The 26,237-nt window shown below is 72.8% G+C and carries 21 protein-coding genes; 13 read left to right on the forward strand and 8 right to left on the reverse strand.

Features of this window, described 5'->3' with window-relative positions:
- The first annotated feature begins 24 nt into the window (after window positions 1-24).
- The 5 genes from CXR44_RS06050 (at window position 25) to CXR44_RS06070 (ending at window position 4,178) form a co-directional block, all read left to right on the forward strand.
- Window positions 25-1,392, forward strand: a complete 1,368-nt coding sequence (locus CXR44_RS06050) for a glycoside hydrolase family 3 protein (RefSeq protein WP_101783875.1) — start codon at window positions 25-27, stop codon at window positions 1,390-1,392.
- A 117-nt stretch (window positions 1,393-1,509) separates the two neighbouring features.
- The gene (locus CXR44_RS06055) at window positions 1,510-2,154 is read left to right on the forward strand and encodes an HAD family hydrolase (RefSeq protein WP_245898877.1); all 645 of its coding nucleotides are present in this window, start codon (window positions 1,510-1,512) and stop codon (window positions 2,152-2,154) included.
- Between the two features lie 34 nt (window positions 2,155-2,188).
- The gene (locus tag CXR44_RS06060; RefSeq protein ID WP_101783876.1) at window positions 2,189-2,686 is read left to right on the forward strand and encodes a DUF6912 family protein; all 498 of its coding nucleotides are present in this window, start codon (window positions 2,189-2,191) and stop codon (window positions 2,684-2,686) included.
- A 45-nt stretch (window positions 2,687-2,731) separates the two neighbouring features.
- On the forward strand, window positions 2,732-3,358 hold the full coding sequence (locus CXR44_RS06065; protein ID WP_101783877.1) for an HAD family hydrolase: 627 nt from the start codon (window positions 2,732-2,734) through the stop codon (window positions 3,356-3,358).
- Between the two features lie 109 nt (window positions 3,359-3,467).
- Entirely contained in the window at window positions 3,468-4,178 is a 711-nt protein-coding gene (locus tag CXR44_RS06070) for an HAD family hydrolase (protein ID WP_245898878.1), read from the forward strand.
- A gap of 117 nt (window positions 4,179-4,295) precedes the next feature.
- Here the strand turns inward: CXR44_RS06070 and CXR44_RS06075 are convergent, their stop codons facing one another.
- A complete protein-coding gene (locus CXR44_RS06075; protein WP_245898879.1) occupies window positions 4,296-5,804 on the reverse strand; it encodes a penicillin-binding transpeptidase domain-containing protein in 1,509 nt (502 codons plus the stop codon).
- 164 nt (window positions 5,805-5,968) lie between these two features.
- Between CXR44_RS06075 and CXR44_RS06080 the strand changes: the two genes are divergently transcribed.
- The 3 genes from CXR44_RS06080 to CXR44_RS06090 are packed head-to-tail and all read left to right on the forward strand — an operon-like array spanning window position 5,969 to window position 9,776.
- Window positions 5,969-6,898 carry a LysR family transcriptional regulator gene (locus CXR44_RS06080; protein WP_101784208.1) on the forward strand — a complete coding sequence of 310 codons (930 nt, stop codon included), beginning with the start codon at window positions 5,969-5,971 and terminating at the stop codon, window positions 6,896-6,898.
- Window positions 6,895-7,752 (forward strand): serine hydrolase, encoded by an 858-nt coding sequence (locus CXR44_RS06085; protein ID WP_101783880.1) that lies wholly within the window; start codon window positions 6,895-6,897, stop codon window positions 7,750-7,752. The genes CXR44_RS06080 and CXR44_RS06085 overlap by 4 nt, the downstream gene beginning before the upstream one ends.
- Window positions 7,753-7,811: 59 nt before the next feature.
- Window positions 7,812-9,776 carry an acetoacetate--CoA ligase gene (locus CXR44_RS06090; RefSeq protein ID WP_101783881.1) on the forward strand — a complete coding sequence of 655 codons (1,965 nt, stop codon included), beginning with the start codon at window positions 7,812-7,814 and terminating at the stop codon, window positions 9,774-9,776.
- Window positions 9,777-9,796: 20 nt separating this feature from the next.
- Here the strand turns inward: CXR44_RS06090 and CXR44_RS06095 are convergent, their stop codons facing one another.
- Together CXR44_RS06095 and CXR44_RS40655 are read right to left on the reverse strand one after the other, a co-directional pair.
- Window positions 9,797-10,357: an NADPH-dependent FMN reductase gene (locus CXR44_RS06095; RefSeq protein ID WP_101783882.1), complete on the reverse strand. Its 561-nt coding sequence runs from the start codon at window positions 10,355-10,357 to the stop codon at window positions 9,797-9,799.
- A complete protein-coding gene (locus tag CXR44_RS40655; RefSeq protein ID WP_245898880.1) occupies window positions 10,354-12,057 on the reverse strand; it encodes a zinc-binding dehydrogenase in 1,704 nt (567 codons plus the stop codon). Before CXR44_RS40655 ends, CXR44_RS06095 begins: the two co-directional genes overlap by 4 nt.
- Before the next feature lie 115 nt (window positions 12,058-12,172).
- On the opposite strand from CXR44_RS40655, the gene CXR44_RS06110 reads away from it, so the two are divergent.
- Window positions 12,173-13,228: an AraC family transcriptional regulator gene (locus tag CXR44_RS06110; RefSeq protein WP_101783883.1), complete on the forward strand. Its 1,056-nt coding sequence runs from the start codon at window positions 12,173-12,175 to the stop codon at window positions 13,226-13,228.
- An 11-nt stretch (window positions 13,229-13,239) separates the two neighbouring features.
- Here the strand turns inward: CXR44_RS06110 and CXR44_RS06115 are convergent, their stop codons facing one another.
- The 5 genes from CXR44_RS06115 to CXR44_RS06135 all read right to left on the reverse strand — a co-directional run bounded on the left by CXR44_RS06115 (window position 13,240) and on the right by CXR44_RS06135 (window position 19,480).
- Window positions 13,240-14,667 carry an FAD-binding oxidoreductase gene (locus CXR44_RS06115; RefSeq protein ID WP_101783884.1) on the reverse strand — a complete coding sequence of 476 codons (1,428 nt, stop codon included), beginning with the start codon at window positions 14,665-14,667 and terminating at the stop codon, window positions 13,240-13,242.
- Window positions 14,668-14,771: 104 nt separating this feature from the next.
- Window positions 14,772-16,274 (reverse strand): NADH-quinone oxidoreductase subunit NuoF family protein, encoded by a 1,503-nt coding sequence (locus CXR44_RS06120; protein WP_245898882.1) that lies wholly within the window; start codon window positions 16,272-16,274, stop codon window positions 14,772-14,774.
- 43 nt (window positions 16,275-16,317) lie between these two features.
- A complete protein-coding gene (locus tag CXR44_RS06125) occupies window positions 16,318-17,097 on the reverse strand; it encodes a ferric reductase-like transmembrane domain-containing protein (RefSeq protein ID WP_101783885.1) in 780 nt (259 codons plus the stop codon).
- Between the two features lie 179 nt (window positions 17,098-17,276).
- On the reverse strand, window positions 17,277-18,839 hold the full coding sequence (locus CXR44_RS06130; protein ID WP_101783886.1) for a DUF1996 domain-containing protein: 1,563 nt from the start codon (window positions 18,837-18,839) through the stop codon (window positions 17,277-17,279).
- The gene (locus CXR44_RS06135) at window positions 18,836-19,480 is read right to left on the reverse strand and encodes a DUF4142 domain-containing protein (protein WP_180903198.1); all 645 of its coding nucleotides are present in this window, start codon (window positions 19,478-19,480) and stop codon (window positions 18,836-18,838) included. The genes CXR44_RS06130 and CXR44_RS06135 overlap by 4 nt, the downstream gene beginning before the upstream one ends.
- Window positions 19,481-19,588: 108 nt before the next feature.
- Here CXR44_RS06135 and CXR44_RS06140 point away from each other — a divergent pair, with 108 nt between their 5' ends.
- The 4 genes from CXR44_RS06140 to CXR44_RS06155 all read left to right on the forward strand — a co-directional run bounded on the left by CXR44_RS06140 (window position 19,589) and on the right by CXR44_RS06155 (window position 26,140).
- A complete protein-coding gene (locus CXR44_RS06140) occupies window positions 19,589-20,143 on the forward strand; it encodes a sigma-70 family RNA polymerase sigma factor (RefSeq protein ID WP_245898883.1) in 555 nt (184 codons plus the stop codon).
- Window positions 20,143-20,340, forward strand: coding sequence for an anti-sigma factor family protein (locus tag CXR44_RS06145; protein WP_101783888.1), 198 nt, complete (start codon window positions 20,143-20,145; stop codon window positions 20,338-20,340). Before CXR44_RS06140 ends, CXR44_RS06145 begins: the two co-directional genes overlap by 1 nt.
- An 86-nt stretch (window positions 20,341-20,426) precedes the next feature.
- The gene (locus CXR44_RS06150; RefSeq protein ID WP_101783889.1) at window positions 20,427-21,230 is read left to right on the forward strand and encodes a tryptophan 2,3-dioxygenase; all 804 of its coding nucleotides are present in this window, start codon (window positions 20,427-20,429) and stop codon (window positions 21,228-21,230) included.
- A 38-nt stretch (window positions 21,231-21,268) separates the two neighbouring features.
- Window positions 21,269-26,140 carry an NAD-glutamate dehydrogenase gene (locus tag CXR44_RS06155; RefSeq protein ID WP_101783890.1) on the forward strand — a complete coding sequence of 1,624 codons (4,872 nt, stop codon included), beginning with the start codon at window positions 21,269-21,271 and terminating at the stop codon, window positions 26,138-26,140.
- The last annotated feature ends 97 nt before the right edge of the window (window positions 26,141-26,237 follow it).

Consider the following 26,237-nt stretch of genomic DNA (forward strand, 5'->3'; position numbering starts at 1 on the left):
TGGCGGCTGGATACGGTGGGATGCATGCGTGGACGGATCGGCATGGCAGGCGCTCTGGTCGTGACTCTGGCGGCGTGCGGTGGCGGCGGCGAGGCGGCGGGCGCGTCCCGCGCGGCGGAGCGGTCGTCGGACGGCGCGCGGAGCGCGGCCACCGGGACCGCCGGCGCGACCCCCGCACGGCCGGCGGGGGAGACGGCCGGGCCCGGCCCGGGTGACGGGGCGGCGCAGGGACGGGTGTCGGCGCGGCCCGGCGACGTGCGGCGCGTGCTGGCCGGCATGAGCCTGGAGGAGAAGGTCGGCCAGCTGTTCATGCCGGTCGTGTACGGCACGGCGGCCTCGACCGTCTCGGGCGAGAACCAGGCCAGGTACGGGGCACAGACCCCCGCCAAGGTGGTCGCCAAGTACCACCTGGGCGGCGTCATCCTGTTCCCCGCCAACGTCAAGAGCATCGGCCAGGTGGTCGGCCTGACCAACGGCCTGCAGAAGGCGTCCCCCGAGGTGCCCCTGCTCATCGGCACCGACCAGGAGAACGGCCTCGTCTCCCGGATGGGCGCGCTGATGACGCCGTTCCCCGGAGCCGCGCAGGTCGGCGCGACGAAGAGCACGGCGCTGTCGCGGGCGGTCGCCAGGGCCACCGGCGAGGAGCTGCGCGCGCTCGGCGTCAACCTCGACTTCGCGCCCGTCGCCGACGTGAACGTCAACCCGAACAACCCCGTCATCGGCAGGCGCGCCTTCGGCGACGACCCCGCGCACGTGTCGCGGATGGTCTCGGCCGCCGTCAAGGGCTTCGCCGACGCGGACGTGGCGGCCACCGCCAAGCACTTCCCCGGCCACGGCGACACCGACGTCGACAGCCACACCGGGCTGCCGGTGATCAAGCACACCCGGTCCCAGTGGGAGCGGCTCGACGCCCCGCCGTTCAGGGCCGCGATCGCCTCGGGCGTCGACGCGGTGATGAGCGCCCACATCGTCTTCCCCCGGCTCGACCCGTCGGGCGACCCGGCGACGCTGTCCAAGCCGATCCTGACCGGCCTGCTGCGGGGCAAGCTCGGCTTCAAGGGCGTCATCTCGACCGACGCGCTCAACATGGAGGGCGTGCGCAAGAAGTACAACGACGGGGAGGTGGCGGTGCGGGCCGTCCTGGCCGGCGCCGACCTGCTGCTCATGCCGAACGACTTCCCGAAGGCGTACAACGCGGTGCTGGCGGCGGCGAGGTCCGGCCGGATCTCCGGGCAGCGGCTCGACGAGTCGGTCACCCGGCTGCTGACGCTCAAGCAGAACCGCGGCATCCTGCGCGGGGCGCCCGCGGCGTCGGCGGCGAAGGCGGCCGGCGTGCTGCGCTCGGCCGAGCACCGCAGGCTGGCCGCCAGGGTGGCCCGCGGCGGACGCTAGGGCGCGCCGATCCGCCGGCGCCCCTGGCGGGTGAGCGGCGCCCGGGGCGGCGGCGGCCCGGCACGGCGCTCGTGCGACGCTTTACCCTGGAGCCGGATCGCGATCCGAGGAGGCGGTGTGGTCACAGGCGTTCTGATCGACTGGGGCGGGGTGCTGACGACCAGCATGTCCGATTCCATCGCGCGGTGGATCGAGGCCGACCGGATCGACCACGACCACTACCGCGAGGTCATGTCCGAGCTGGTCAGCCAGGCCTACGGCGGAGACCGGGAGACGGTCGTGCACGCCCTCGAACGAGGGGAGCTCGACGGGGCCGCCTTCGAACGCGACCTCGCCGCCCGGCTGCTGACCCTCGACGGGGTGCCGCCGGAGGCCGAGGGCCTGCTGGAGCGGATGTTCGCCGGCTTCGACCGGGTGGACGTCATGTACGACATGCTCCGCACGGCCCGGGCCAACGGGGTCAGGACGTGCCTGCTGTCCAACTCGTGGGCCAACACCTACCCGCGCGACGACTGGGACGAGGTCTTCGACGCGGTGGTGATCTCCGGCGAGGTGGGCATGCGCAAGCCGGAGCCGCGCATCTTCCAGCACGCTCTCGGGCTGGTGGGGCTGCCCGGGGAGGCGTGCGTGTTCGTGGACGACATCGAGGCCAACATCGTGGCCGCGCGCGGGCTCGGCATCGCGGGCATCCACCACCGTGACCCCGACACGACCCTCGCCCAGCTCGAGACACTCCTCCGACTTCCGCTGCGCCGGGCATGATGGTGCCCCGCACGACGCCGTTGAAAGGTTCCTGATGCGCGTCTACCTGCCGTGCACGCTGCCCGCCCTGGCCCGGGTGGTCGAGGCCGGCGAGCTGGGGCCGGCTCCGCTGACCGGATACGCGGTCACACCGGCGCTGATCGAGTGGTACGCCTCGGGCGACACCGAGGAGCTCGAGTACGTCGCCCTGACCGAGGCCGCCCGCGCCTCCCTGCGGCTGCTGGCCGAGAGCGGCGGCGGTGCGGCGCCGCGCCGCGTGGTGATCGCCGCGGAGGTGCCCGACTCCGCCCTGTCGGCCGGCACCGACCTCGCCGACCGGGGCAGGGTGCGCGTCACGCGGCCCATCCCGCTGGCCAAGGTGGCCGCGGTGCACGTGGACGACGCCGACGCCGTCCCTGACGTCGCCGCCGCGATCGACGCGCTGCCCGCGGCCGACAAGGGCGACGACGACGCCCGCTTCACCGTGGACGGCGCCGAGGCGCACGAGCTCATGTGGTACGCCACGCAGGAGATCCCCGACCTGCTGGCCTGAGAGGTCGCCGGAAATGTCGGGCGTGATGGCTAGGGTGGAAGAGACATGACCAAGCACATCATCTGGGACTGGAACGGCACGCTGTTCCACGACATCGACGCGGTGGTGGGCGCAACCAACGAGCTGTTCAGCGCCTACGAGCTGCCGCCGATCACCGCCGACGGCTTCCGCGCCGTCTACACGCGCCCGATCTGGCTGGCCTACGAGCGGATGCTGGGCCGGCCGCTGGCCGAGGGCGAGTGGGAGCTGCTCGACACCGGCTTCCACGACCACTACTTCCGGCTGGTCGCGGCCTGCCGCCTGGCCGCCGACGCCGAGCACACGCTGACCTCCTGGACGGGCAGCCAGTCGCTGTGCTCGATGGCCCCGCACTCCCATCTGGTCCCGATCGTCGAGTCGTTCGGCATCCACGGGCACTTCACCCGGATCGACGGTCTCCTGGGGGGCACCGGCGGCGAGAAGGCCGGGCACATGGCCGAGCACATCGAGCGGCTCGGCGTGGAGCCGCGCGACGTGCTGGTGATCGGCGACAGCGTGGACGACGGGCTCGCGGCCCAGCACGTGGGCGCCCGCGCGGTGCTCTACACGGGCGGCATGACGAGCCGGGCCGACCTGGAGGCCACCGGCCTGCCGGTCGTCGACACCCTCGCCGACGCGCTGGGGCACGCCTGACGCGCCCCGCGACGCCCGTACCATGCCGGGATCGCCCGGCGGGAGCGGTGGGCGGGGCGTTGGCCGTAGTCTTGCGAGGTTCCCCCAGGAGGCCGCCATCAACCGCTTAGTGCTCTGGAACATCGACCTGACCCTGGTCGACGTCGCCATCGTCACCCGAGACGCCTACGCCGAGGCGTTCCGCGTCGTGACCGGCCGCCCGCTGGTCAAGCTCGCGCCGGCGCTCGGCCGGCCCGACTCCGAGATCGTCTTCGAGACGCTCGCCGTCAACGGCGTCGTCGCCGAGGACGACCACCTGCCGCGCTTCCTGTCGGCGCTGGCCGTGGCCTTCGCCGACCGCCGCAAGAGGCTGGCCAAGGACGGCCGGGCGATGCCCGGGGCCAAGGACGCGCTCAAGGCCGTGGCCAGGCTCGACGGCGTCGTGCAGTCGGTGCTCACCGGCACGATCCGGGGCAACGCCGTGCTCAAGCTCAAGGCGTTCAAGCTCGACCCCTACGTCGATTTCGACCTCGGCGGCTACGGCGAGGAGGTCTACCCGAAGGCGACGCTGCTCCAGGTGGCCCAGGGGCGGGCCAAGGAGCGGCTGGGCACGCCGTTCACGGCGGCCAACACGGTCGTCATCGGCGACTCGACGCGCGACGTGCAGGCCGCCCGGATCGGCGGCGCGGCGATGATCGCGGTGGCCTCGGGCCGCTCCACGGCGGCCGAGCTGCAGGAGGCGGGGGCCGACATCGTGCTGCCCGACCTGTCCGACGCCGCCGAGGTGGTCGCGGCCGTGGCGGCGCTGACGTCTCCGGACCGCGTTCCGCAGGGCTTCTGACGGTCAGGACAGGACGGTCAGGACAGGACGGGACGGGACGGTCAGGACAGGACGGGACGGTTAGGACAGGGCGGGACGGGACGGTCAGGACAGGACGGGACGGTTAGGACAGGGCGGTCAGGACAGGGCCGTCAGGAAGCGGGCGGCGATCGGGGCGGCGACGGCCGATCCGGCCCCGCCGCCCTCCACGACGACGGCGAACGCCAGGTCCCCGCGGTAGCCGATGAACCACGAGTGCGCCGGCGGCTCCTTGCCCGAGCCGTACTCCGCGGTGCCGGTCTTGCCGGCGGTGCCGTCGGGGAAGCGGACGGCGTGGGCGGTGCCGTCCGTGACGACGGCGGGCATGAGGTCGCGCAGGGCGCGCACCACTCTCGGCTCCAGCGGGCGCGGGTGCGGCGCGCGGCCGGGCAGCAGGCCCGCGGCGACGATCCGGGGCGGCCGCCAGGCGCCGTCGGCGATGGCGGCGGCGACCGAGGCCATGTTGAGCGGGCTGGCCAGCACCCTGCCCTGGCCGATGGAGGCGGAGGCGAGGTCGGTGTCGTCCTTCGGCGCCGGGAAGTCGGCCTTCACGGCGGGCACACCGGGCGTCACCGGCGCGCCGAAGCCGAAGCTCGCCGCCACCTCGGCCAGCCGGCTCCCGCCGAGCCCGCTCACGCTCATCGCGCCGAACGTGGTGTTGCAGGAGTGGGCGAAGGCGTCGCGGAACGACAGCGTGCCGAAGTCCTTGAAACCGGCGTTGTGGAACGGGAAGCCGCCGATGTTCTGCTCGGCCGGGCAGCTCACCGTCCTCTCCGGGGACAGCCCGCCGGCGACCAGGGCGGCGGCGGTGACCACCTTGAACGTGGAGCCAGGCGGATACTTGCCGAGCAGCGCCCGGTTGAACCCGCCCGGCTTGTTGACCACGGCGAGGATCTCACCGGTCGACGGCCGCAGCGCCACGAGGGAGGCGGGCTTGCTCGCGGTCTCCAGGGCGTCGGCGCCGGCCTGGTGGACCTTGAGGTCCACGGTGGTGCGCAGCGGCTTGTGCTGCTCCGCCTCGACGACGGTCCGGACGCGCTGGTCGTCGTCGTAGAGGTCGACGCGGTGCTGCTCGCCGGTGCCGATCCGGTCGGGGTAGGTCTGCCGGAGCCCTTCGACGAGTTGCTGGACGGAGCCGGGCGTGCCGGGCGTGTCGATGCGGCGGCCGTCGGCCGCCAGCACCGGCGCCGTGGGGCCCTTCGAGGTGACCAGGCGCAGCCTTCTGCCCTTGGCCATCAGCGGGTGGATGGTGGCCGGGTCCCAGGCGACCTTCCAGGCGCGTTCGTGCTCGACCAGTTCGAGCTGCCCGTCGTACGTGAAGGTCGCGGGCCCGGTCAGCTGCGCGCGGAAGTTCGCCAGGCCGCCGTCCACGTCGGTCGCGCGAAGGCGGAAGGCGGCGCCCTTGAGCTTGAGGTCCGCGCGGAAGCGCCGGTGCAGCCGCTCGAAGTCGGCGGGCGGGTCGGCGACCAGCTCGCGCATCCGCGGGTAGTCCTCCGCCGACCAGGCCCGCAGGTACGCCTCGGCGGTCCGTTCGGGCGTGCCGTCCGTGCGCAGGACCCAGATCGTCACGCCGGCCGCGAGGACCGGCACGAGGACGGCGGCGGTCACCCACGGCCACCGGCGTCGTCGCCGCGGCGGGTTCGCCTCCCTGAGGCCTGCGTAGGTTGTCCCCCTTTGTGGTGCCATGGGGAGAGGACACCAGAGCCGCAAGAGGGATGTCCAATAGTGATATATGCGGCATATACATATGGATCTGGCTATAGTTGCTGGTCATGGACCTCGTCCGGCATCTTCGCTACTTCGTCGCGGTGGCGGAGGAACTCCACTTCGGCAACGCCGCTATCCGGCTCGGCATGGCCCAGCCGCCGCTGAGCCAGCGGATCAAGCGGCTGGAGGAGGAGCTCGGCGTGCGGCTGTTCGACCGGTCCGCCCGGCAGGTCCGGCTGACCGAGGCGGGCCGGCTGCTGCTCGGCGAGGCCCGCGAGATCGTGGCCCGCGTGGAGCGGCTGCACGAGCTGGCCCGCGGCGGGGCGGGCACCGTGCTGCGGGTGGGCGTGCCGCCCGACCTCGGCGCGGCCGTGATCGCCGCCCTCATCGCCGGGTTCCGCGAGGACCACCCCGAGGTGCGGCTCGCCCCGGCCGAGACCTGGACGGCCGACCAGGTGACCGCCCTGGCCGAGGGCGCCATCGACGTCGGCATCGTGCGCCACCCCGTCACCGCGCCCGGCCTCCACCTCGGCCAGGTGCTCGCCCGGCGGCACGGCGTGCTGCTGGCCGAGGACGACCCGCTGGCCGACGCCGCGGAGGTGCACCTGGCGGACCTGGCCGGCCGCGAGCTGCTGATGCCGCCCCGCGAGGGCGAGCCCGGACTGCACGCCGAGGTGCTGGCCGAGTGCCGCCGGCACGGGTACGTCCCGCCTCAGGTGCACGAAGGCGCCGGGCTGGGCCTGGTGCTCGCCGGGGCGGCGGTCGCCTTCGGCCCCCGGCAGGAGCAGCCGGGGCTGGCCTGGCGCCCGCTGCTAGGCTCGCCGATCACGGGCCGGGTCTCCACGGCCTGGCGGACCGGAACGGCCGAGGTGGCGGCCTTCGCGGAGCTGGCCGTACGGATCTTGAAGGAGCGCGCCTGGATGGTGGACGAAGGCGCCGGCGGCCCGGCCGGGACGGCGCGGCGGGTCAGCCGCCGGCCAGGGGTGCTGGCATGAGCGCCCCCGACTTCGCCGCGGTGTTCCGCGCCGCGGGTGTCACCGGCTACCTGCACGCCCTCGACATCGACTCCGGCAAGGAGCTCGGGCACGGCTCCGACGAGCCGATGCCGACCGCGTCGGTGTTCAAGGTGCCGCTGATGGTGGCCTTCTGCCGGCAGGCCGACGCCGGCCTGCTCGACCCGGGGGAGCGGGTGACCGTGCGCGCCGCCGAGCGGGTGTTCGGGCCGACCGGCGTCTCGGCGATGCTGGACGACGTCACCATGTCGCTGCGCGACCTGGCCTACCTCATGATCGCGGTGAGCGACAACACCGCGGCCGACGTGCTGCTGCACAGGGTCGGCCTCGACGCGGTCAACGCCATGCTGACCACGTTCGGGCTGCGGGTCACCCACGTCCAGCAGAGCATCGCGGACTTCTACCGGAGCATGGCCGAGGACACCGGGCACGCCTGGCCCTACCTCGACCCGGAGGAGCTCGCCGCGCTGCGCGTGCTGGACCCGTGGCACACCAACCGCAGCACCCCGCGCGAGATGGCCGCGCTGCTCTCGCTGATCTGGCGGGACGAGGCCGCCTCCCCGGCCTCGTGCGCCTGGATGCGCGCCGTGCTCAACAAGCAGGTGTGGCCGCACCGGCTGGCCTCCGGCTTCCCGTACGACGACGTGGACGTCAGCGGCAAGACCGGCACGCTGCCGACGCTGCGCGCCGAGGTCGGCGTCGTCGAGTACCCCGACGGCGGCAGGTACGCGGTGGCCGTCTTCACCCGCTCGTTCAGTCCCGCGGTGAACCAGCCGCGCGCCGACGCGGTGATCGGCACGGCCGCGCGTATGGCGGTGGACCACCTGAGAAGGTAAGGAGTTGTGTGGGGTAGTCCTGTAGGACACGCGATCCACCGGGCGACAGGATGGGGCACATGGTTGCTGAAGGCGCACTTCTGTGGGAGCCGGCCGAGGAGACGGTCGCGAGCGCGAGACTGACCCGCTACCTGCAAGGGCTCGGCCGGTCCGGCGCGGGCTACGAGGAGGTGTGGCGGTGGTCGGTCGACCACCCGGAGGAGTTCTGGGCGTCGATCTGGGACCACTTCGGGGTGATCGGCGAGCGTGGCGACGGGCCCGTCCTGTCCGGGGCGATGCCGGGCGCCGAGTGGTTCGCCGGATCTCTGCTGAACTACGCCGAGAACGCCCTGCGCCATGACGCCGACGGCCCCGCCCTGGTGTTCGTCTCCGAGGACGGCGCCCGCCAGGAGCTGTCCCGCGCCGAGCTGCGCGAGGAGGTGGCCCGGGTGCGGGCCGGGCTGGTCCGGCTGGGCGTGCGGCGCGGCGACCGGGTGGCCGCCTACCTGCCGAACATCCCGCAGGCGCTGATCGCCTTCCTGGCCACCGCCTCGCTCGGCGCGATCTGGTCGGCCGGCTCGCCCGACTTCGGGGTGGCCAGCATCGTGGACAGGTTCACGCAGATCGAGCCCAAGGTGCTCATCGCCGTCGACGGTTACCGCTACAACGGCAAGGCCTACGACCGCTCGGCCGCCGTGAACGAGATCGCCGCCGCCCTGCCCTCGCTGCGCGCCACCGTGTGGATCCCCTACCTGACCGCGGCCGCCGAGGGGCTTCCCCCGCAGCAGGCCGACCCGGCGCCGGGCAGCACCGGGCAGACGCCGCACGGCGAGGTGATCGGCTGGGAGGGCCTGTGCGCCGAGAGCGGGCCGCTGGAGTTCGAGCGGGTGCCGTTCGGCCACCCGCTGTGGATCCTCTACTCCAGCGGCACGACGGGGCTGCCCAAGCCGATCGTGCACGGGCACGGCGGCATCGTGCTGGAGCACCTGAAGTCGCTCTCCTTCCACCAGGACCTCGGCGAAGGCGATGTGTTCTTCTGGTACACCACCACCGGCTGGATGATGTGGAACTACCTCGCCGGCGCCCTGCTGGTGGGGGCGGTGCCCGTGCTCTACGACGGCTCGGCCACCCACCCCTCGCCCGCCGTGCTCTGGCGCGTCGCCGCCTCGGAGCGGGTGACGTACTTCGGGGTGGGCGCGCCGTACATCATGGCCTCGCTCAAGGCGGGCCTGCGCCCCGAAGGGCTCGACGGGTTGCGCGGCGTCGGCAGCACCGGCTCGCCGCTGCCGCCCGAGGGGTTCGCCTGGGTGGCCGAGGCGCTGCCCGGCGTGCCTGTCGGCTCGTTCTCCGGCGGCACCGACGTGTGCACGGGTTTCGTCGGCGCGACGCCGCTCCACCCCATCCGTGCGGGGATCATCCCGTGCCGGTCGCTCGGCGCGAAGGTGGAGGCGTACGACCCGGAGGGCAGGCCGGTCACGGGCGAGGTGGGCGAGCTGGTGCTCACCCGGCCGATGCCGTCGATGCCGGTCATGTTCTGGAACGACCCGGACGGCGAGCGCTACCGCGAGAGCTACTTCGACGTCTACCCCGGCGTGTGGCGCCACGGCGACTGGATCAAGATCGAGGCGGACGGGAGCTGCGTCATCTACGGCCGCTCCGACTCGACGCTGAACCGGGGCGGCGTCCGCATGGGCACCAGCGAGTTCTACCGGGTCGTCGAGCGCTTCGACGAGATCGCCGACAGCCTGGTGATCGACACCGGCCGGCTCGGGCAGGAGGGGCGGCTGCTGCTGTACGTGTCGCTCGCCGAGGGCGCCGAGCTGACCGGCGAGCTGACCGACGCCCTGTGCAAGGCGCTGCGCGCGGAGCTGTCACCCCGGCACGTCCCCGACGAGATCCGCGTCGTGCCGGGCATCCCCCGCACGCTGTCGGGCAAGAAGCTGGAGGTGCCGGTCCGCAAGATCCTGCTCGGCACCCCCGTCGAGCAGGCGGCCAACCCCGACGCCATGGCCAACCCCGAGGTGCTGGCCCACTTCAGGCCCTGACGTCAGGCGGCTTCGCCCGCTCAGGCGGCCCTGAGCGGGCGCAGCGCGGCGGACCACGAGGTGACCTGGTCCAGCATCGCGGCGAGCTTGTCCTCGTGGTGGGTGGCGGGCCGGAAGACGGCCATGTCCTCGAAGTCGGCGAACAGCGACAGCGACACCTGGCCCGACACGTCGGCGACCTTGAGCCGGCCGAGAACCTGCCGCAGGTGCTCGGCCGCCCGCACGCCGCCGTCCACGCCGTAGCTGACCAGGCCCGCGGCCTTGTCGGCCCACTCCGCGTGGAGGAAGTCGAGCCCGGACTTCAGTACGCCCGGAATGGAGCTGTTGTACTCCGGGGTCACGAACACGAAGCCGTCGAACGCGGCCACCTTGGCGGCCCAGGCCCGCGTGTGCGGGTGCTCGTACACGCCCATGGCCGCGGGCATCGCCTCGTCCAGGTGGGGCAGGTCGAAGTCCCGCAGGTCGATCACCTCGTACTCAGCGTCGCCGCGCTTGACCGCCAGGTCGTGCACCCAGCGGGCCACGTCCTCCCCGTTGCGTCCCGGACGGGTGCTGCCGACGACGATGCCGATCCTGATCATGAAGTGCTCCTCGGAATGACGGTGATCTTGCCGCGGGTCCGGCCGGACTCCGCTCTGCGGTGGAGGTCGTGCAGGCTGGTCAGCGGGTGCGACTCGGCGATCTCGACGCTGAGCGCCCCCGAGTCGACGAGCGACGCCAGCTCGCCCAGCTGGGTGGGGTCGTTGCGGGCGACGAAGTGGGTGGCGAGCGGCGAGTCGACCGGCGTCGCCACGGTGACGATCCGGCCGCCGGGCCGGACCAGCCCGGCAAGCCGTCGCGCCGCCTCCGGGGCGACGGCCGCGAGGTTGAGCACCACGTCCATGCCGCCGGGCAGCTCGTTCGTGGTGTAGTCGACCACCTCGTCGGCGCCGTGACGGCGGACCGCCGCCGCGCTGCGCGGGCTCGCCGTGGCGACCACGGTGGCGCCGGCGCGCTTGGCCAGTTGCACCGCGAACATGCCGACTCCGCCGCCCGCGCCGTTGACCAGGACGCGCGTGCCGGGCGCGATGCGGGCGTGCTCGAAGACCGCCTGCCAGGCGGTGAGCCCGGCGACGGGAATGGCGGCGGCGTCGGCGAGCGGGATCGTCTCCGGCGCCCGGGCCAGCATGCTCGCGGGCGCCACCGCGTAGTCGGCGGCCGCCCCGTCCACCAGGCCGATCACCCGGTCGCCCGGCCGTAGCGCCGTCACGCCGGCCCCCACCTCGGCGACCGTGCCGGCCACGTCCCAGCCGAGCGTGTGCGGCAGGGTCACGGGGAGGACGCCGTCGAGCAGTCCGAGCCGCAGGCCCACCTCCGAGGGGTTGAACGAGGTGGCCGCCACCTCGACGAGCACCTCGCCCGGTCCGGGGGACGGGCGGGGTATCTCGTCGTAGCTGATCACGGACGCGTCGCCGTACGCGTGGATCCGGGCGGCCCGCATCGTCGCGGGCCGGAAGGCGGGCGCGTGGTCCGCCGCCCAGGCGTGGAAGGTGCGGGCCGGTCGGCCGGTGACCGCTTCGACGGTGGTCGTCGTGGGACCGGGCGTCCGCGCCAGTGCGGCCTGAGCCTCCAGGATGCCGTCCGCGACCTCGGGCGGCAGGCCGGAGGCGACCATGCGCTCCCGTGCCTCGCCGGCAGGCGCCTCCTCCCAGCGCACCGGCCGGCCGAGCGCCTCGCCGATGATCCGCGCCTGCCGTTCCCGGGTGAGCGACTCGGGCCCGGTGAGCAGGTAGGTCGCGCCGTGGTGCGCCCCGCCGGTGAGCGCGCGCACCGCCACCGCCGCGATGTCCCGCTCGTCCACCGGCGACATGGCCGCCTGCCCGTACGGCTCGCGGACCACGCCCGCCCGTACCTGGTCGGCCCACTGCAGGGCATTGGCGGCGAAGGCGTGCGGGCGCAGCACGGTCCACTCCAGGCCCGACTTCTCGACCATCGACTCGACCTCGCGCTCGTGGTCGCGGACGGCGGCCGAGGACAGGTACACGATCCGGCGAGCCTGTCCGGCGATCACCTCCAGCAGCTCGCGCGCGCCCTCCGCGGTGGTGAACGGCCAGACCAGGAACACGCCCTCGACGCCGCGAAGCGCCGGAAGCAACGACGTGGGCTCCCGTACGTCACCCACGAATCCGGACGGGTGAGGTTGCCGGGTCAGGGGTCTGGCCTCCGCCCCGGCCTCCTCCAGTTGCGCGACCACGTGACGCCCGACACGGCCGGTCGCCCCGGTCACCAGAACCGCGCTCATCGGCTCTCCTTTCGCCTCGACCACACTAGGAGCGGCCATGGAGACAACCAATGCGGCAGAGTCTGGTTTTTCTACGCCAGCGTCTCTCGACGCCGACTGAACGTAGACTGACCGCGTGGACGTGTTGAGCGACGTGATGGCCATCGTGCGCACCGGCCGGCCTCGGTCCGCCCGGGTCGAGTGGCGCGCGCCGTGGGGGCAGCGCTTCCCCGCGGTGCCCGGATCGGCGGGCTTCCAGGTGATCCTGCAGGGCGGCGCGTGGCTGCTCCCGCCCGTGGGCGACCCGGTGCAGCTCTACGTCGGTGACGTGGTGTTCTTCCCCCACGGGCACGGCTACGCCCTGGCCGACGGGCCGGCGACGCCCGTGGCGGAGGCCGCGTGCGACCCGGCGGAGGAGGGCTCGCTGTTCGCCTCGGCGTCCATCGACGGGCCGGGCGTGACGACGGTGACGCTCTGCGGCGGCTACCGGCTCGACGCCGGCCGGGCCCACCCCGTGCTGCGCGACCTGCCCGAGATGATCCACCTGCCCGCCCGGCTCGGCCACCACCCCGAGCTGCGCGCGGCCGTCGACCTGCTGGCCGCCGAGATCACCGCTCCCCGGCTGGGCGCCGACACGGTCGTCGGCTCCCTTCTCGACACGCTGCTCGTGTACATCCTGCGGGCCTGGTTCGCGGCGGAACGCGAGCACTGCCAGGGGGGCGGATGGGCCGCGGCGCTGGGCGACCCCTCGGTCAGCGCCGCCCTCGACGCCATGCACCGCGACCCCGCCCGTCCCTGGACCGTCCAGGAGCTCGGCGCCCGCGCGGGCCTGTCCCGGGCCGCCTTCTCGCGCCGCTTCACCGCCCTGGTCGGGCAGCCGCCGCTGGCCTACCTCACCTGGTGGCGCCTGGCCACCGCCGCCCGCCTCCTGCGCCGGTCCGGCCACTCGCTGGGCGAGATCGCAGCCCGGGTCGGCTACGGCTCGGAGTTCGCGTTCGCCAACGCCTTCAAACGCGAGTACGGCATGCCGCCCGGCCGCTACCGCCGCGAGGCGTGCCCGCCGCCGCCCGACGCCGCCGCCTGGTCACCGCGCCCGGCCCACCTCGCGGAGGGGAGCCCCGACCCCGCCGGCCCTCGCGCCGGCGAGCGGGCAGGGGACGACGCCGGACGGGTGCTGCCCACCGGCGCCTGAGGGCGTCGGAGTCACAGGCCCTGGGGCAGCCGGAAGACGCGGGCCGGGTCGTAGACGGCCTTGACCCGCGTGAGCCGGGCCGCGTTGGCGCCGTAGTAGGCCGTGCGCCAGTCCGTCAGGTCCGGGTCGGCGTAGTTGACGTAGGCGTGGTCGCCGAGGTGCGGGGCCAGATCGGCGTGGACCCGGCGCAGCCACGTGCGGTCCCGGCCGTCGGCGTTGTACTGCACGCTGAACAGCGCCGCCCGGTGCGGGAAGGCCGTCGCGTCCGGCCGGACCCGTGCCACCGCGCCGCCGAGCGCGTCCAGCATCACCATGTGCCCGCCGGGCCGCGCCACCCCGGCCACCAGCGCCCGCACGCCGTCGGGCGGCAGCGGCCGGTAGGCCAGGTGCGACTTGGCCACGTAGACCGCCCGGCCCAGCCGCCCGTGCGGGGCCGGATGGCACTGGGCCACCGACAGCGACGAGCAGCCGCCCATCACCTTCATGGCCTCCAGGTGCGAGGTGCGGGTGACCGAGCGGGACGACGGGCGGCCCGCCCGCGCCACGAGCGGGCCGAGCAGCCGGTCCAGCTCCGCCCGGCCGCCCCGGTGGACGCCGGACAGCCGCACCTCCGGCCCGCCCGCGCCGCGCGCGAGGGTGAGCGAGGACCACAGCTCGTCGGGCGCGCCCGGCGCCCACGCCTGCCAGGCCCGTACGGCCGCGGCCGCCCTGGACCACGGCCAGCTCAGGAAGAACACGTGGAGGTCCCGGGCCGGATGGGTGCGGAAGGTGAACGACACGGCGACGCCGAAGTTGCCGCCGCCACCGCCCCGGCAGGCCCAGAACAGGTCGGGGTGGCGCCGCTCGTCACAGGTGAGCAGGTGGCCGTCCGCCGTGACGATGTCGATCGACTCCATCGCGTCGCAGGTCAGGCCGTACAGGCGGGACATCACGCCGATCCCGCCGCCGAGCGCGAGGCCGCTCAGCCCGACCGTCGGGCAGGTGCCCGCCGGGATGCTCACCCCGTGCCGGGCCAGCTTCGCGTACACGTCGATCAGCTTCGCGCCCGCGCCGATCGTGGCGCGGCCGTCGCGGTGGCGGACGGCGTCCATCCGGGAGACGTCCACGACCAGCCCCGTGCCGGTGGACCAGCCCCCGTAGGAGTGGCCGCCGGAGCGGGCGGTGACCGGCAGCCGGTGCTCGCGGACGAACGCCAGGCAGCGGGACACGTCGGCCGCGCCGGCGCAGTAGGCGACGCCGCTGGGCCGCACCGCGTCGTAGACCGGGTTGAACAGGCGCCGGGCCGCGCCGTACCGGGAGTCGCCGGGCAGGACGAGCGTCCCGGCGAGCCGGCGGCGCAGCCCCGCCCAGTCGGGCGCCGCACCGTGCTCCCGCCCGGCTCGGGCGTGCCCGAGCAGCGGCGTCACCGCGGCGGCGCGGAGGAAGTCGCGACGGTCCATGGGGCCTCCGATGATCGGTACGGGCACATGGGAGAGACGCTGTCCCAGTATGTCTGGTTCGGGTGCTCGGCCCGCCCGGACGCACTTCGGACGGGCCGAGCGGCTCATCCCGACCTGACCGTCACCGGCGTGGTCTCCGCCAGGCGCAGCGCCAGCGCCGGGCACATGTCCACCGCCCGGCGCGCCTCCTTCACCATCCAGCCGGGCACGGTCCGGAACGACGGGAACCCGAACCCGTCCAGCTCCACGAACTCCGGCAGCAGGTGCGCGCACAGCCCGTGCCCCTGGCAGCGGCTCCAGTCGACGTCGAGGCGGTAGTCGGGCTCCACCTCCGGTTCGGGCAGCGGCAGCACGCCGCGCACCGGCCGGCCGCACGAGCCGTAGTCGCGGTGGACCGCGATCTCGCTCTCGAACGTGTCCAGCGCCGACAGCACGAACCTGGCCGTGCCGTCCGGGTGGAAACAGGCTCCCCGCCGCTCGACGGTGCGCACGGCCCGGCGGACCGCGTCGGTGGAGCCGCTGCCCTCGGTCAGCTCGATGAGCTGCCTGGCCACCTCGGGCAGGCCCAGCCGGCACGGCCCGCACTGGCCCGTCGACTGCGAGGCCAGGTAGGCGGTGATCCGGGCGGCCTCGCCGAGCGGGCAGGTCGTCTCGCCGAGCGGCACGACGATCCCGGCGCCGAGGTCGGCCCCCGCGGCCTTCATGCCCGCCCGCGAGATCACCGCGTTGACGGCCGCCTCCGGGCTCAGCCAGGCGCCGTGGTAGCCGCCCACCAGCACGCCGTCGCCCGGATCGGCGTCGCACACGTCGAGCACGTCGGCCAGCAGGGTGCCGGTCGGCACCTCCACGACGGCGTTGCGGCAGGCGCTGCCGCCCATGGTCAGCAGCACCGTGCCGGGCTCCCGGCTGGTGCCCACCTCGGCGTACGCCTCCGGCCCGAGCTCGGCCAGCAGGGCGAGCTGCGCGTAGGTCTCGGTGTTGGACAGCAGCGTGGGCAGCCCGTCCACCCCGCTCTGCGCGGCCCTGCGCTTGCGGCCGGGCGGGATGCCCTCCAGCCCGTTCACGGCGTTCACGAGCGCGCCCCCCTCGCCGGAGATGAACCGCTCCTGCAGCCCGACCACGCGGATCGGGATGTGGCTCTCGGCGGCGCCCGCGACCTTCGCGGCCCGGCGCTCGTTCACGGCGGCGGTGATCGACGCCTCGGCCACCTCGCCGGTGGCGGTCGCGACGACCACCTCGCGGGCGTTCAGCGCCTCGGCCGCCAGCACCGCGCCGTCGAGCACCAGGTGCGGGGCGCGGGTGAGCAGCATGGCGTCCTTGGAACTGGCCGGCTCGCCCTCGGCTCCGTTGACCAGCACGACGCTCTCGCGCGACCCGGCCGCCTCGGCGACCGCGCGCAGCTTGCGGCCGAACGGGAACGCCGCCCCGCCCCTGCCGCGCATGTCCACCTCGTTCGCCATGGAGACGAGGGACTCCACGTCACGGGGGACGGGTTCGCCGTGCACGGTGCGGTGGGCGGGCAGGTCCAGGCGCCGGGTGTGCTCCAGCCCGGCGGTCAGCCGCGCCGGCCCCAGCCGGATCACCTCGGGCACTCGGTGCGGGATCACATGGCCTCCTGGGCGTCGCTCCGGGGTGTCGTCCAGCGGGGGGTCATCCTGCCTCCCGGTACCTGCGCCGGGCGGCGGCGAGGCTCACCGGCGCGTTGATCTCTTCGGGGCGTACGAGCGGCTCGGCCGAGACCGCCGGGCCCGCCACGGACTCCGGCAGGGTGACGGGCCTGAGCAGCGTGGCCAGCACCCGCACCAGCAGGGCCGCGCCGACCGCGGCGAGGCACGCCGCGTACGACCAGACCACCCAGCCGGCGGCGGGCCGGCCCGCGGTCAGCCCGTGCAGCACCGCGACCGGCCAGGCGAGGTAGGCCCCGCCGTGCAGCAGCCGCCACATCCACGGCCGCCCGCTGACCGCGAACCGGCCGCGGACGACACCCGTCACGAGCACCATGACGAGGAGGTTGAACGAGACCGCGCCGAGCGCCACCCAGAGCCCTGCGGTCGGCAGCAGGACGGCGGTGACCGGCACGTGGCTCAGCGTCATCATGAGGACCACGTGCGTCACCAGGTAGCCGAGGCCGATGACGGCGGTGGCCCGGTGCGCGAGCTGAGCCCGCACCCGGTTGGCCGGGGAGAGGAAGACCCGCTCGGTGGTGAGCAGGCCCAGCCCGACGGTCGCGGTGAACAGCATGAGCGCGAACACGCCCGCGTACAACTCGAGGAAGGCCACCCCACGGCCCAGGAGCGCCATCCCGCGTTCGGTCCTGGCCAGGGCGAACACGGACAGCGCCACGGCGGCGATGGCGGCGCTCGCCGCCAGCCGGACATTGCGGGTGTCCAGCCTGGTGGGGGCGTGCCGGGGGGTTCGTCTGTGGAGCATGGATAGGTTTCCCTCCAAGGTCGGTTGAGGGCGCGCCTCGGGAGGGTCAGGCAAGCCTGACGGCGCCGCCCGACCGGGTCACCCGCCCGATCCCGCCCCTGCTCCCGCCGGGGGAGGCGGGAGCAGGGGCGGGGGGGGCGGGGGGGCCGGGGCGGGCGGCCGGGTGGGGCGGGGTCAGGTCAGCAGCGGCGGCCCCGGTTGATGCAGTCGACCACGAAGCGCATCAGCCGGTCGGGCATGACGTTGGCGAAGTCCGCGTGATCGGTGATCGGGTTGTGCAGCTGTTCCGGGAACGCGTCCAAGGCGTACGACGGGCCCTGCGGAACGGAGTACGTGAGGGTCATCCGCAGCTGCGGGACGGGCCTGGTCCCCTGAGGACAGGCGCCGCTCTGGTCGGGGAAGACCACGTGCGAGCGGTGGTTGGCGCTGTCGGTGTTCTGACCGTCCCAGCAGCTTGGGAAATCCAGAATACGCATCACCTGACTGCCGCGCGGGCAAAGCGGATATTTGGTGGTGATCCGGTTGTTGAAGCCGCTGCACGTCCAGGCGGCGCGGGCGTTGGCCCCGCCGTTCGTGGCGGCCTTGGCGTCACCCGTGATCAGCCGCAGGAACCTCGGCATCGGGCTGACGCGGGCGGCCGAGTTGCCCCGGAACTGCAGGATCACCTGGCGGGGCCGCAGCACGCGGCCGACGTTGCCGTCCGGGTCCTCGATGTTGTCGTCCACCCGGCGGTCACGCAGCACCGGCCAGAAGTAGGTCGACCTGTCGCCCAGCCGGCAGGTGGTGCCCGCCGCCGCGAGGCTCTGGTCGGTGGAGAAGGCGTCCGTCGACAGGTTGCCGACGTAGTCGTGCAGGTGGTGGGCGCCGTTGGACACCCCGGGGGCGACGATGAAGTTGTCCGGGTTGTTGTGCCCGTTCTGGTTCGTGCCGCAGCGGGAGACGAACGAACCGCGCGAGCCACGGCGGCCGCCGGGCGGGTCGATGGAGGTCGGCTGGACCTGGCGGATGTCGACGAAGTCGGTCACGAACGGGCCGAGGTCGGCGCAGTCGCCGTCGCCGCCGCCACCGGTGGGGGACGGCGACGGGCTGGAGGTGGGGCGCTGGGTGGGCCGGCGGCGGAACTGCTGCCCCTGCTCCTGGTCCTGGGCGCCCGGGTCCCGCGCGTCCTGGTCCTGGCCCGGGTCCTGGTCCTGGCCCGGATCCTGACCCTGCTCGGGGTCGCGGTTCCGGTCCTGGTCCGGGTTCCGGTTCGGGTTCGGGTCCTGGTTCGGGTCGCCCTGGTCCTGGCCGCCGGGGTCCTCGATCCGGTCGGCGGGGATCTCGACCGGGTCGAGCGACCGGGCGAGGGCGCCGCCGCCCGAGACGGGCTGGTCGCCGTCCTGCTGCCGGCCGATGCCGTCCTGGCCGTTCCCCACGTCCTGGCCGTCCTGGCCGTCCTGGCCGTCCTGGCCGTTCTGGTCGCCGGGGTTCTGTCCGTCGGGGTTCCGCCCCTGGTCCTGGCCGCCGGGGTCCTGTCCGCCGGGGTCCTGTCCCTGGTCCTCGTCGCGGCTTCGGTCCTGGTCCTGGTTCGGGTCCTGGTCCTGGCCGCGCCGGCGCTGGGACTGCGACTGCCCCGGGTTCTCGCCCGGCTCGCAGTGATCCGCGAGCACCGGACCGGCGCTGATGACGGCGGCGGACACCAGCCCGCCCGCCACCACGGCCAGGGCCGACACGGCCGCGGCCAGGCGTCTGGAACTACTCATTGTTGTCTCCTTGGGTCGACCACTGCGGGGGCGGGTGGACTGGCCGCGGGCAGCGCAGGTTCGGGCAGTTGGTCGTAGGCGACCAGCCCGGTGGACTCGAGCAGCGTCATGTGCTTCATGACCACGTTCAGCGTGTGCTGGCTGAACCTTCTGATCTCGCTGTTGCGGGTGCCTGCCCGCACGCCTGCCACGACGGAGAAGACCTTGCCGTGGGCCGCGCGCAGCAGCTGCGCGAAGTCCTTGTCGAACGCGGAGCCGCTCTGCGCGCCCAACTGGGCCATCCAGCTCTGCTGGTCCGGACTGGGGACGTCGGGCAGCGGGACGCCGAGCCGGGCCGCGTACTGGCGGGTGACCAGGTCGAGCTTGGTGTGGTCTTCCACCAGGTGCATCCCGACTTCCTTGACCCGCTGGGAGTCGGCGCGCTCCTGCGCCAGCCGGCCCATGGGTATCTCCCAGAGTCCTGCCTGCCGGACCTTGGCCAGCAGGTCACGATCCGCCGGCCCCAGAGGACCGGAGGGCAGCACCGACCACTCGGCGGACACGGGCGCGGTCGCGGGTGGCATGACCAGGAGGATCGTCACCACCGCGGCCACGGCGAAGCCGCCGAACATGAGGACCTCACCGCGTAAAAGCCTGTGCATGGTGGGAGGTACGCGGGCATCAGCGGGCCGGTTCAGCCATACCGGTGAATAGTTACAAATGACTGGAGTTATCGGAGTGGCTACCGCCCGCATAACGAAGGTGTAAAGATGTGCCCCGTGCTAAGTCACCTCGACGGCAGGTTCGAGAGTGCGGATGCCGAGGCGGAGCACCGCATCGCGGTCCTCTACCAGGAGTTCGGCGGCCCTCTGCTGCGCCACATACGCAAGTCGACAGGTAACGACCTCCAATGGGCTGAGGACGTCGTGCAGGAGACGATCGTCCGAGCCTGGCGTAACTCGGCAAGACTGCAATGGGAACCGAGCCTCATCTGGGCGTGGCTGCTGACCGTGGCCCGCCGCATCGTCATCGACGGGCGCCGGCGCAGAAGCGTCCGGCCCCACGAGGTCGAACCCCCCGAAGTTGACATGCTGGCCGTCCCCGACGGGTCGGAACGGGCGCTATCGGCGATCGTGGTGGCCGAGGCGCTCCGCAGCCTGTCCGAAGAACACCGCGAAGTCATTGAGCAGACGTACCTCAGGGACCGTACGATAAGCGAGGCGGCGGAAATCCTGGGGATTCCGCCGGGCACGGTGAAGTCCCGGCTCTACTACGGCATCCGGGCTCTCCGCGAACATCTGCGGGACAAGGGGGTAGCCGGGTAATGCACGAGGAGGTGGCCGCCTACGCCCTGGGCGTCCTCGACGAGGAGGACATCGAGGCGTTCGAGCGCCACCTCGACGGCTGTGAGTCGTGCAGGCGCGAGCTCAAGGAGTTCGCCGAGGTTCCCGGTCAGCTCGACGAGCTGAAGCATCTCCCGTCCGCCTCGGAAGACGATCCCCCACGTTCGATGTCGCGTTGACGTACTCGCCCTTTTCGGGTGATATCGGTACGGCAAGGCGAACGTCCGGTCAGTGACGCCCGGACGCGATCGGGGAGGTGTGTTCGGTGGGGCACAACGCCGATGCGGTCGTCCCCCCGGACAGGCGGTTCGGCGAGGAGGGCGGCAGGCTCTCCTACGGGGCCTACCTCCGCCTGCCCGAGCTGCTCGCCCAGCAACGGCCCCAGTCCGAGGCGCCCGACGAGCTGCTGTTCATCACGATCCACCAGGTCTACGAGCTGTGGTTCAAGCTGCTGCTGCACGAGCTGGAGAAGGCTCGCGACGCGATGTCCGGCGGCGAGCTGTGGCAGGCCAGGCACCAGTTCAGGCGGGTGCACGCGGTGGAGCGGGTGCTGGTCCAGCAGGTCGAGGTCCTGGAGACGATGACGCCCCAGGACTTCCTCGCCTTCCGCGCCCACCTGTCCCCGGCCAGCGGCTTCCAGTCCGTGCAGTTCCGCGAGCTGGAGTTCCTGTCGGGGCTGAAGGACACCGGCTACCTGGCACGGCTCAGGGACGCCGACGAGGCCGGACTCGCCAGACTGCGCCGCAGGCTGGCCGAGCCCACGTTGTGGGATGCTTATCTCACCGCCCTCTCCCAGCGTGGCCTGCCGGTCTCGGACGACGAGATCATGGGCTCGCTGCTGGCCGTGGCGAGGGACCGCCGGTCGTACGACGACCTGTGGCAACTGGCCGAGGATCTGCTCACGCACGACGAGACCGCCGCGCAGTGGCGGACCCGGCACGTGCAGATGGTCGAACGGCAGATCGGCACCAAGTCGGGCACAGGCGGCTCGACGGGCGCCCCCTACCTGCGCGGTAGGACGCGCCTGCACTATTTCCCGCTGCTGTGGGAACTTAGGGCCTGGCTATGAATTTGTATGGCAAACCCTCACAAAGGAGTGAGAGCGACATGCCGCTTGACGAGGCCAAGGACGAATTGCTCCAACGAGCGGCGCAGCGATGCGCGGCGGGCAGTGACCATGTGAGCCCCGAGGAGGCCCTGGCCCTGCTGCGCGTGTACTACCGGCACGTCGCTCCCGAAGACCTGCTCGACCGCAACCTGGTCGACGTCTACGGCCCCGCGATGTCCCACAAGCAGCTCGCCGAGGTGCGCCCCCAGGGCCGGGCGGTGGTCCGGGCCTTCACCCCGACCGTCGACGAGAACGGCTGGGACCCGGGGCGCTCGGTGGTGGAGGTGGTCACCGACGACATGCCGTTCCTGGTCGACTCGGTGACGATGGAGCTCGACCGGCACGACGTCGGCGTCCACCTGGTGGTGCACCCGCAGATGCGGGTCCGGCGCGACGTCACGGGCCGGATGCTCGGCCGCGGCCAGGACGACGTCACGGGCCAGACGGCGGTCGAGTCGTGGATGCACATCGAGATCGACAAGCAGGCCGACCCGGCGGTGCTCAAGGACCTCGAAGCCGACCTGCAGCGGGTGCTGGGCGACGTGCGCCACGCGGTGGAGGACTTCGCCAAGATGCGGGCGCTGGCCGTGCAGACGGCCGACGACCTGTCGGACAACCCGCCGCCCCTGGAACTCGCCGAGGTCGAGGACAGCCTCCAGCTGCTGCGCTGGCTCGCCGACGGGCACTTCACCTTCCTCGGCTACCGCGAGTACCGCCTGGAGAGCACCGGCGAGGGCGACGCGCTGCGGGCGCTGCCGGGCACCGCCTTCGGCATCCTGCGCGACGACAAGATCGGCTCGACGAGCTTCTCCGTGCTGCCGCCCGAGGTGCGCGCCAAGGCCAGGGAGAAGCGGCTGCTGATCATCACCAAGGCCAACTCGCGGGCGACCGTGCACCGGGCGGCCTACCTCGACTACATCGGGGTCAAGCTCTTCTCGCCCGAGGGCGAGGTCATCGGCGAGCGCCGCTTCCTCGGCCTGTTCACGCACATGGCCTACAACGAGTCGATCTCGCGGATCCCGGTGCTGCGGCGCAAGCTCACCGAGGTGCTGGAGCGCGCCGGGCTGGAGGCCGACAGCCACGACGGCAAGGATCTGATGGAGATCCTGGAGACCTTCCCGCGCGACGAGCTGTTCCAGACCTCGGTCGAGCAGCTCCTGCCGATCGCGCTCGGCGTGCTGCGGCTGCGCGAGCGCAAGCAGGTCAAGCTCTTCCTGCGCCCCGACGACTACGGCCGCTACATCTCCTGCCTCATCTACCTGCCGCGCGACCGCTACACCACGCAGGTCCGGCTGAAGATGCAGGAGGTGCTGCTCAAGGCGCTGGGCGGCAGCACACTCGACTACAGCGCGATGATCGGCGAGTCCGCGCTGGCGCGGCTGCACGTGGTCGTCCGCGGCGGGCGGGGCAAGCTGCTGCCGGCGCCGCGGGTGGACGTGGAGGAGCTGGAGGCGCGGCTGGCCGCGATCACCCGCTCCTGGCAGGACGACCTGGCCACGGCACTGGTCGAGATGAGCTCCGAGGAGGAGGCGCCCCGGCTCATCAGGCGCTACCAGTCAGCCTTCCCCGAGGGGTACAAGGCCGACTTCCCGCCCAAGATGGCCGTCGTCGACCTGCGCCGCCTGGAGCAGCTGCTCGCCGCCGACGACGACCAGGTCGACATCAACCTGTACGAGCCGTACGACGCCACCGAGGGCGAGCGGCGGCTGAAGATCTACAAGGTCGGCTCGCCCATCTCGCTGTCCAAGGTGCTGCCGCTGATCCAGCGGCTCGGCGTCGAGGTGGTGGACGAACGCCCGTACGAGATCGACGTCGACAACGACCCGGGCACGAGGAACGCCTGGATCTACGACTTCGGGCTCCGGTTCACCCCCTCGGAGGAGGTGGACCGCAACGACTTCAAGCGGCTCTTCCAGGACGGCCTGGTCGCGCTGTGGAAGGGCGAGGTCGAGGCCGACAACTTCAACGCGCTCATCCTGCGCGCCGGCCTGACGTACGAGCAGGCCGAGATCCTGCGGGTCTACGCCAAGTACCTGCGCCAGGCGGGCAGCACCTACTCCCAGCGCTACATGGAGCGGGTGCTGAACCACAACGTGCGGCTCGCGCGGCTGCTGGTGCGGCTGTTCGAGGCCAGGCTCGACCCGCGGCGCGACGAGGACGTGCGCGCCGACCTGGCCGACGCCCTCGGCGAGGAGATCCTCGGCGCGCTTGACGACGTGGCCTCGCTCGACGAGGACCGCATCCTGCGGGCCTACCTGGAGATGATCCAGGCGACGCTGCGCACCAACTACTTCCAGCGCGACGGTGACCGGCGCAAGCCGTACATCTCGCTCAAGTTCGACCCACAGGCGATCAGCGTCCTGCCGCTGCCGCGGCCGAAGTACGAGATCTTCGTCTACTCGCCGCGGGTGGAGGGCGTGCACCTGCGCTTCGGGAAGGTCGCGCGGGGCGGGCTGCGCTGGTCCGACCGGATGGAGGACTTCCGCACGGAGATCCTCGGCCTGGTCAAGGCGCAGATGGTGAAGAACACCGTCATCGTGCCGACCGGCTCCAAGGGCGGATTCGTGGTGAAGCGGCCGCCGAAGACCGGCACCCGCGAGGACGTGCTCGCGGAGGGCGTGGCCTGCTACCGGATGTTCATCTCCGGACTCCTCGACGTCACCGACAACCTCGTCGACGGCAAGGTCGTGCCGCCGCCCGACGTGGTCCGCCACGACGGCGACGACCCCTACCTGGTGGTCGCCGCCGACAAGGGCACGGCGACGTTCTCCGACATCGCCAACGGCGTGGCCAAGGAGTACGGCTTCTGGCTCGGCGACGCCTTCGCCTCCGGCGGCTCCATCGGCTACGACCACAAGGCCATGGGCATCACCGCCCGCGGCGCCTGGGAGTCGGTCAAGTACCACTTCCGCACGATGGGCGTGGACGTCCAGAGCACCGACTTCACCGTGGTCGGCATCGGAGACATGTCGGGCGACGTGTTCGGCAACGGCATGCTGCTGTCCCGGCACATCCGGCTGGTCGCCGCCTTCGACCACCGCCACATCTTCGTCGACCCCGATCCCGACGCCGCCGCCTCCTACGCCGAGCGGCAGCGGCTGTTCGAGCTGCCGCGCAGCTCGTGGGCCGACTACGACGCCGGTCTGATCTCCGAGGGCGGCGGCGTCTTCCCGCGCACCGCCAAGTCGGTCCAGATCACGCCGCAGATGCGCGAGGCGCTCGACCTGCCGGCCGGCGTGTCGTCCATGGCGCCCAACGACCTGATCAGCGCCATCCTGCGCGCGCCCGTGGACCTGTTGTGGAACGGCGGCATCGGCACCTACGTCAAGTCGGGCGCCGAGTCCAACGCCGACGCCGGCGACAAGGCCAACGACCCGCTCCGGATCGACGCCGGCGAGCTGCGCTGCAAGGTCGTCGGCGAGGGCGGCAACCTCGGCTTCACCCAGCTCGCCCGCATCGAGTTCGCGCTCAACGGCGGGCTGGTCAACACCGACTTCATCGACAACTCCGCGGGCGTCGACACCTCCGACCACGAGGTGAACATCAAGATCCTGCTCGACCAGGTCGTCCGCGACGGCGAACTGACCGACAAGCAGCGCAACCAGGTGTTCACCTCGATGACCGACGAGGTCGCCGATCTCGTGCTGCGCGACAACTACGCCCAGAACGTGGTGCTCGCCGCGGCCCGGTCGCAGGCCGTGGAAATGCTCCACATCCACGCCCGCTACCTGCGGCGGCTCGAACGCGACGGGCTGGTCAACCGCGAGCTGGAGTTCCTGCCGTCCGACAAGACGCTGGCCGAGCGCCGCCAGGCCCGCCTCGGGCTGACGGCGCCGGAGTTCTCCGTGCTGCTGGCCTACACCAAGCTCGTGGCCGACGCCGAGCTGCTCGGCTCCGACCTGCCCGACGACCCCTACCTCGCCTCCTGGCTGGTGTCGTACTTCCCGTCGGCGTTGCGTGAACGCTTCCGCTCCTACATGGACGCCCACCCGCTGCGCCGCGAGATCATCACCACCTGCGTGGTGAACGAGCTGGTCAACTCCATGGGCACCACGTTCATGTACCGCTTCGCCGAGGAGACCGGCGCCTCGACGCCCGACATCGTGCGCGCCTACCTCGTCACCCGGGAGGTCTTCGACCTGCCCAGCTTCTTCCGCCAGGTGGAGGCGCTGGACAACGTCGTCGACACCGCCACCCAGATCGCCATGCTGCTGGAGGCGCGCAAGCTCGCCGAGCGGGGCACCCGCTGGCTGCTCACCAACCGCCGCCCGCCGCTCGACCTGGAGGGCTCGGCCGGCTTCTTCCTCAAGGGCGTGAACGGCCTGCTCACGCACCTGCCGAAGCTGCTCACCGGCCCCGACCTGGTGGCCTTCGAGGACCGGCGCGACTCCTTCGTCGCCCGGGGCGTGCCCGTGGAACTGGCCGAGCGGGTGGCGGCCATGGTGCCCGCCTACTCCACGTTCGACCTGGTGGAGATCGCCTCGGTGACGGGACGGCCGGTCAACGAGGTGGCGGAGGTCTACTTCGACCTGGCCGACCGTCTCCAGCTGGCCCGCCTGCGCGAGCGCGTCATCGCCCTGCCGCGCGACAACCGCTGGAACGCCATGGCCCGCTCGGCGCTGCGCGACGACCTGTACGCGGCGCACGCCTCGCTCACCCGCGAGGTCTTGACCGGCAGCACCCCCGGCCTGTCGCCGGAGGACCGCCTGGCCCGCTGGAGCGAGGCCAACTCGGCCGCGGTCGGCCGGGCCCGGCAGACGCTGTCGGAGATCTGGGAGAGCGACAACTTCGACCTCGCCACCCTGTCGGTCGCCCTGCGCGCCGTCAGGACCCTGGTCTCGACCAGCAACCTGCCCCGAGTGGAGGACTGACCGGCACGGTGGAGCCGGTCGGCGACCCCGCCACGGGTGAGGAGCCGACCGGCACGGCGGCGCCGGGTCCCCTCCGCGCGGCGGCGGGGCGGGCGGC

It is taken from the genome of Nonomuraea indica, assembly GCF_002850745.1.
Taxonomy (GTDB): domain Bacteria; phylum Actinomycetota; class Actinomycetes; order Streptosporangiales; family Streptosporangiaceae; genus Nonomuraea; species Nonomuraea indica.

Coding starts and splice junctions, on each gene's coding strand:
- CXR44_RS06050 (WP_101783875.1), top strand. CDS start 25: ATGCGTGGACGGATCGGCATGGCAGGCGCTCTGGTCGTGACTCTGGCG.
- CXR44_RS06060 (WP_101783876.1), top strand. CDS start 2,189: ATGCGCGTCTACCTGCCGTGCACGCTGCCCGCCCTGGCCCGGGTGGTC.
- CXR44_RS06065 (WP_101783877.1), top strand. CDS start 2,732: ATGACCAAGCACATCATCTGGGACTGGAACGGCACGCTGTTCCACGAC.
- CXR44_RS06080 (WP_101784208.1), top strand. CDS start 5,969: ATGGACCTCGTCCGGCATCTTCGCTACTTCGTCGCGGTGGCGGAGGAA.
- CXR44_RS06085 (WP_101783880.1), top strand. CDS start 6,895: ATGAGCGCCCCCGACTTCGCCGCGGTGTTCCGCGCCGCGGGTGTCACC.
- CXR44_RS06090 (WP_101783881.1), top strand. CDS start 7,812: ATGGTTGCTGAAGGCGCACTTCTGTGGGAGCCGGCCGAGGAGACGGTC.
- CXR44_RS06095 (WP_101783882.1), bottom strand. CDS start 10,357: ATGATCAGGATCGGCATCGTCGTCGGCAGCACCCGTCCGGGACGCAAC.
- CXR44_RS40655 (WP_245898880.1), bottom strand. CDS start 12,057: ATGAGCGCGGTTCTGGTGACCGGGGCGACCGGCCGTGTCGGGCGTCAC.
- CXR44_RS06115 (WP_101783884.1), bottom strand. CDS start 14,667: ATGGACCGTCGCGACTTCCTCCGCGCCGCCGCGGTGACGCCGCTGCTC.
- CXR44_RS06125 (WP_101783885.1), bottom strand. CDS start 17,097: ATGCTCCACAGACGAACCCCCCGGCACGCCCCCACCAGGCTGGACACC.
- CXR44_RS06130 (WP_101783886.1), bottom strand. CDS start 18,839: ATGAGTAGTTCCAGACGCCTGGCCGCGGCCGTGTCGGCCCTGGCCGTG.
- CXR44_RS06135 (WP_180903198.1), bottom strand. CDS start 19,480: ATGCACAGGCTTTTACGCGGTGAGGTCCTCATGTTCGGCGGCTTCGCC.
- CXR44_RS06140 (WP_245898883.1), top strand. CDS start 19,589: ATGTGCCCCGTGCTAAGTCACCTCGACGGCAGGTTCGAGAGTGCGGAT.
- CXR44_RS06145 (WP_101783888.1), top strand. CDS start 20,143: ATGCACGAGGAGGTGGCCGCCTACGCCCTGGGCGTCCTCGACGAGGAG.
- CXR44_RS06155 (WP_101783890.1), top strand. CDS start 21,269: ATGCCGCTTGACGAGGCCAAGGACGAATTGCTCCAACGAGCGGCGCAG.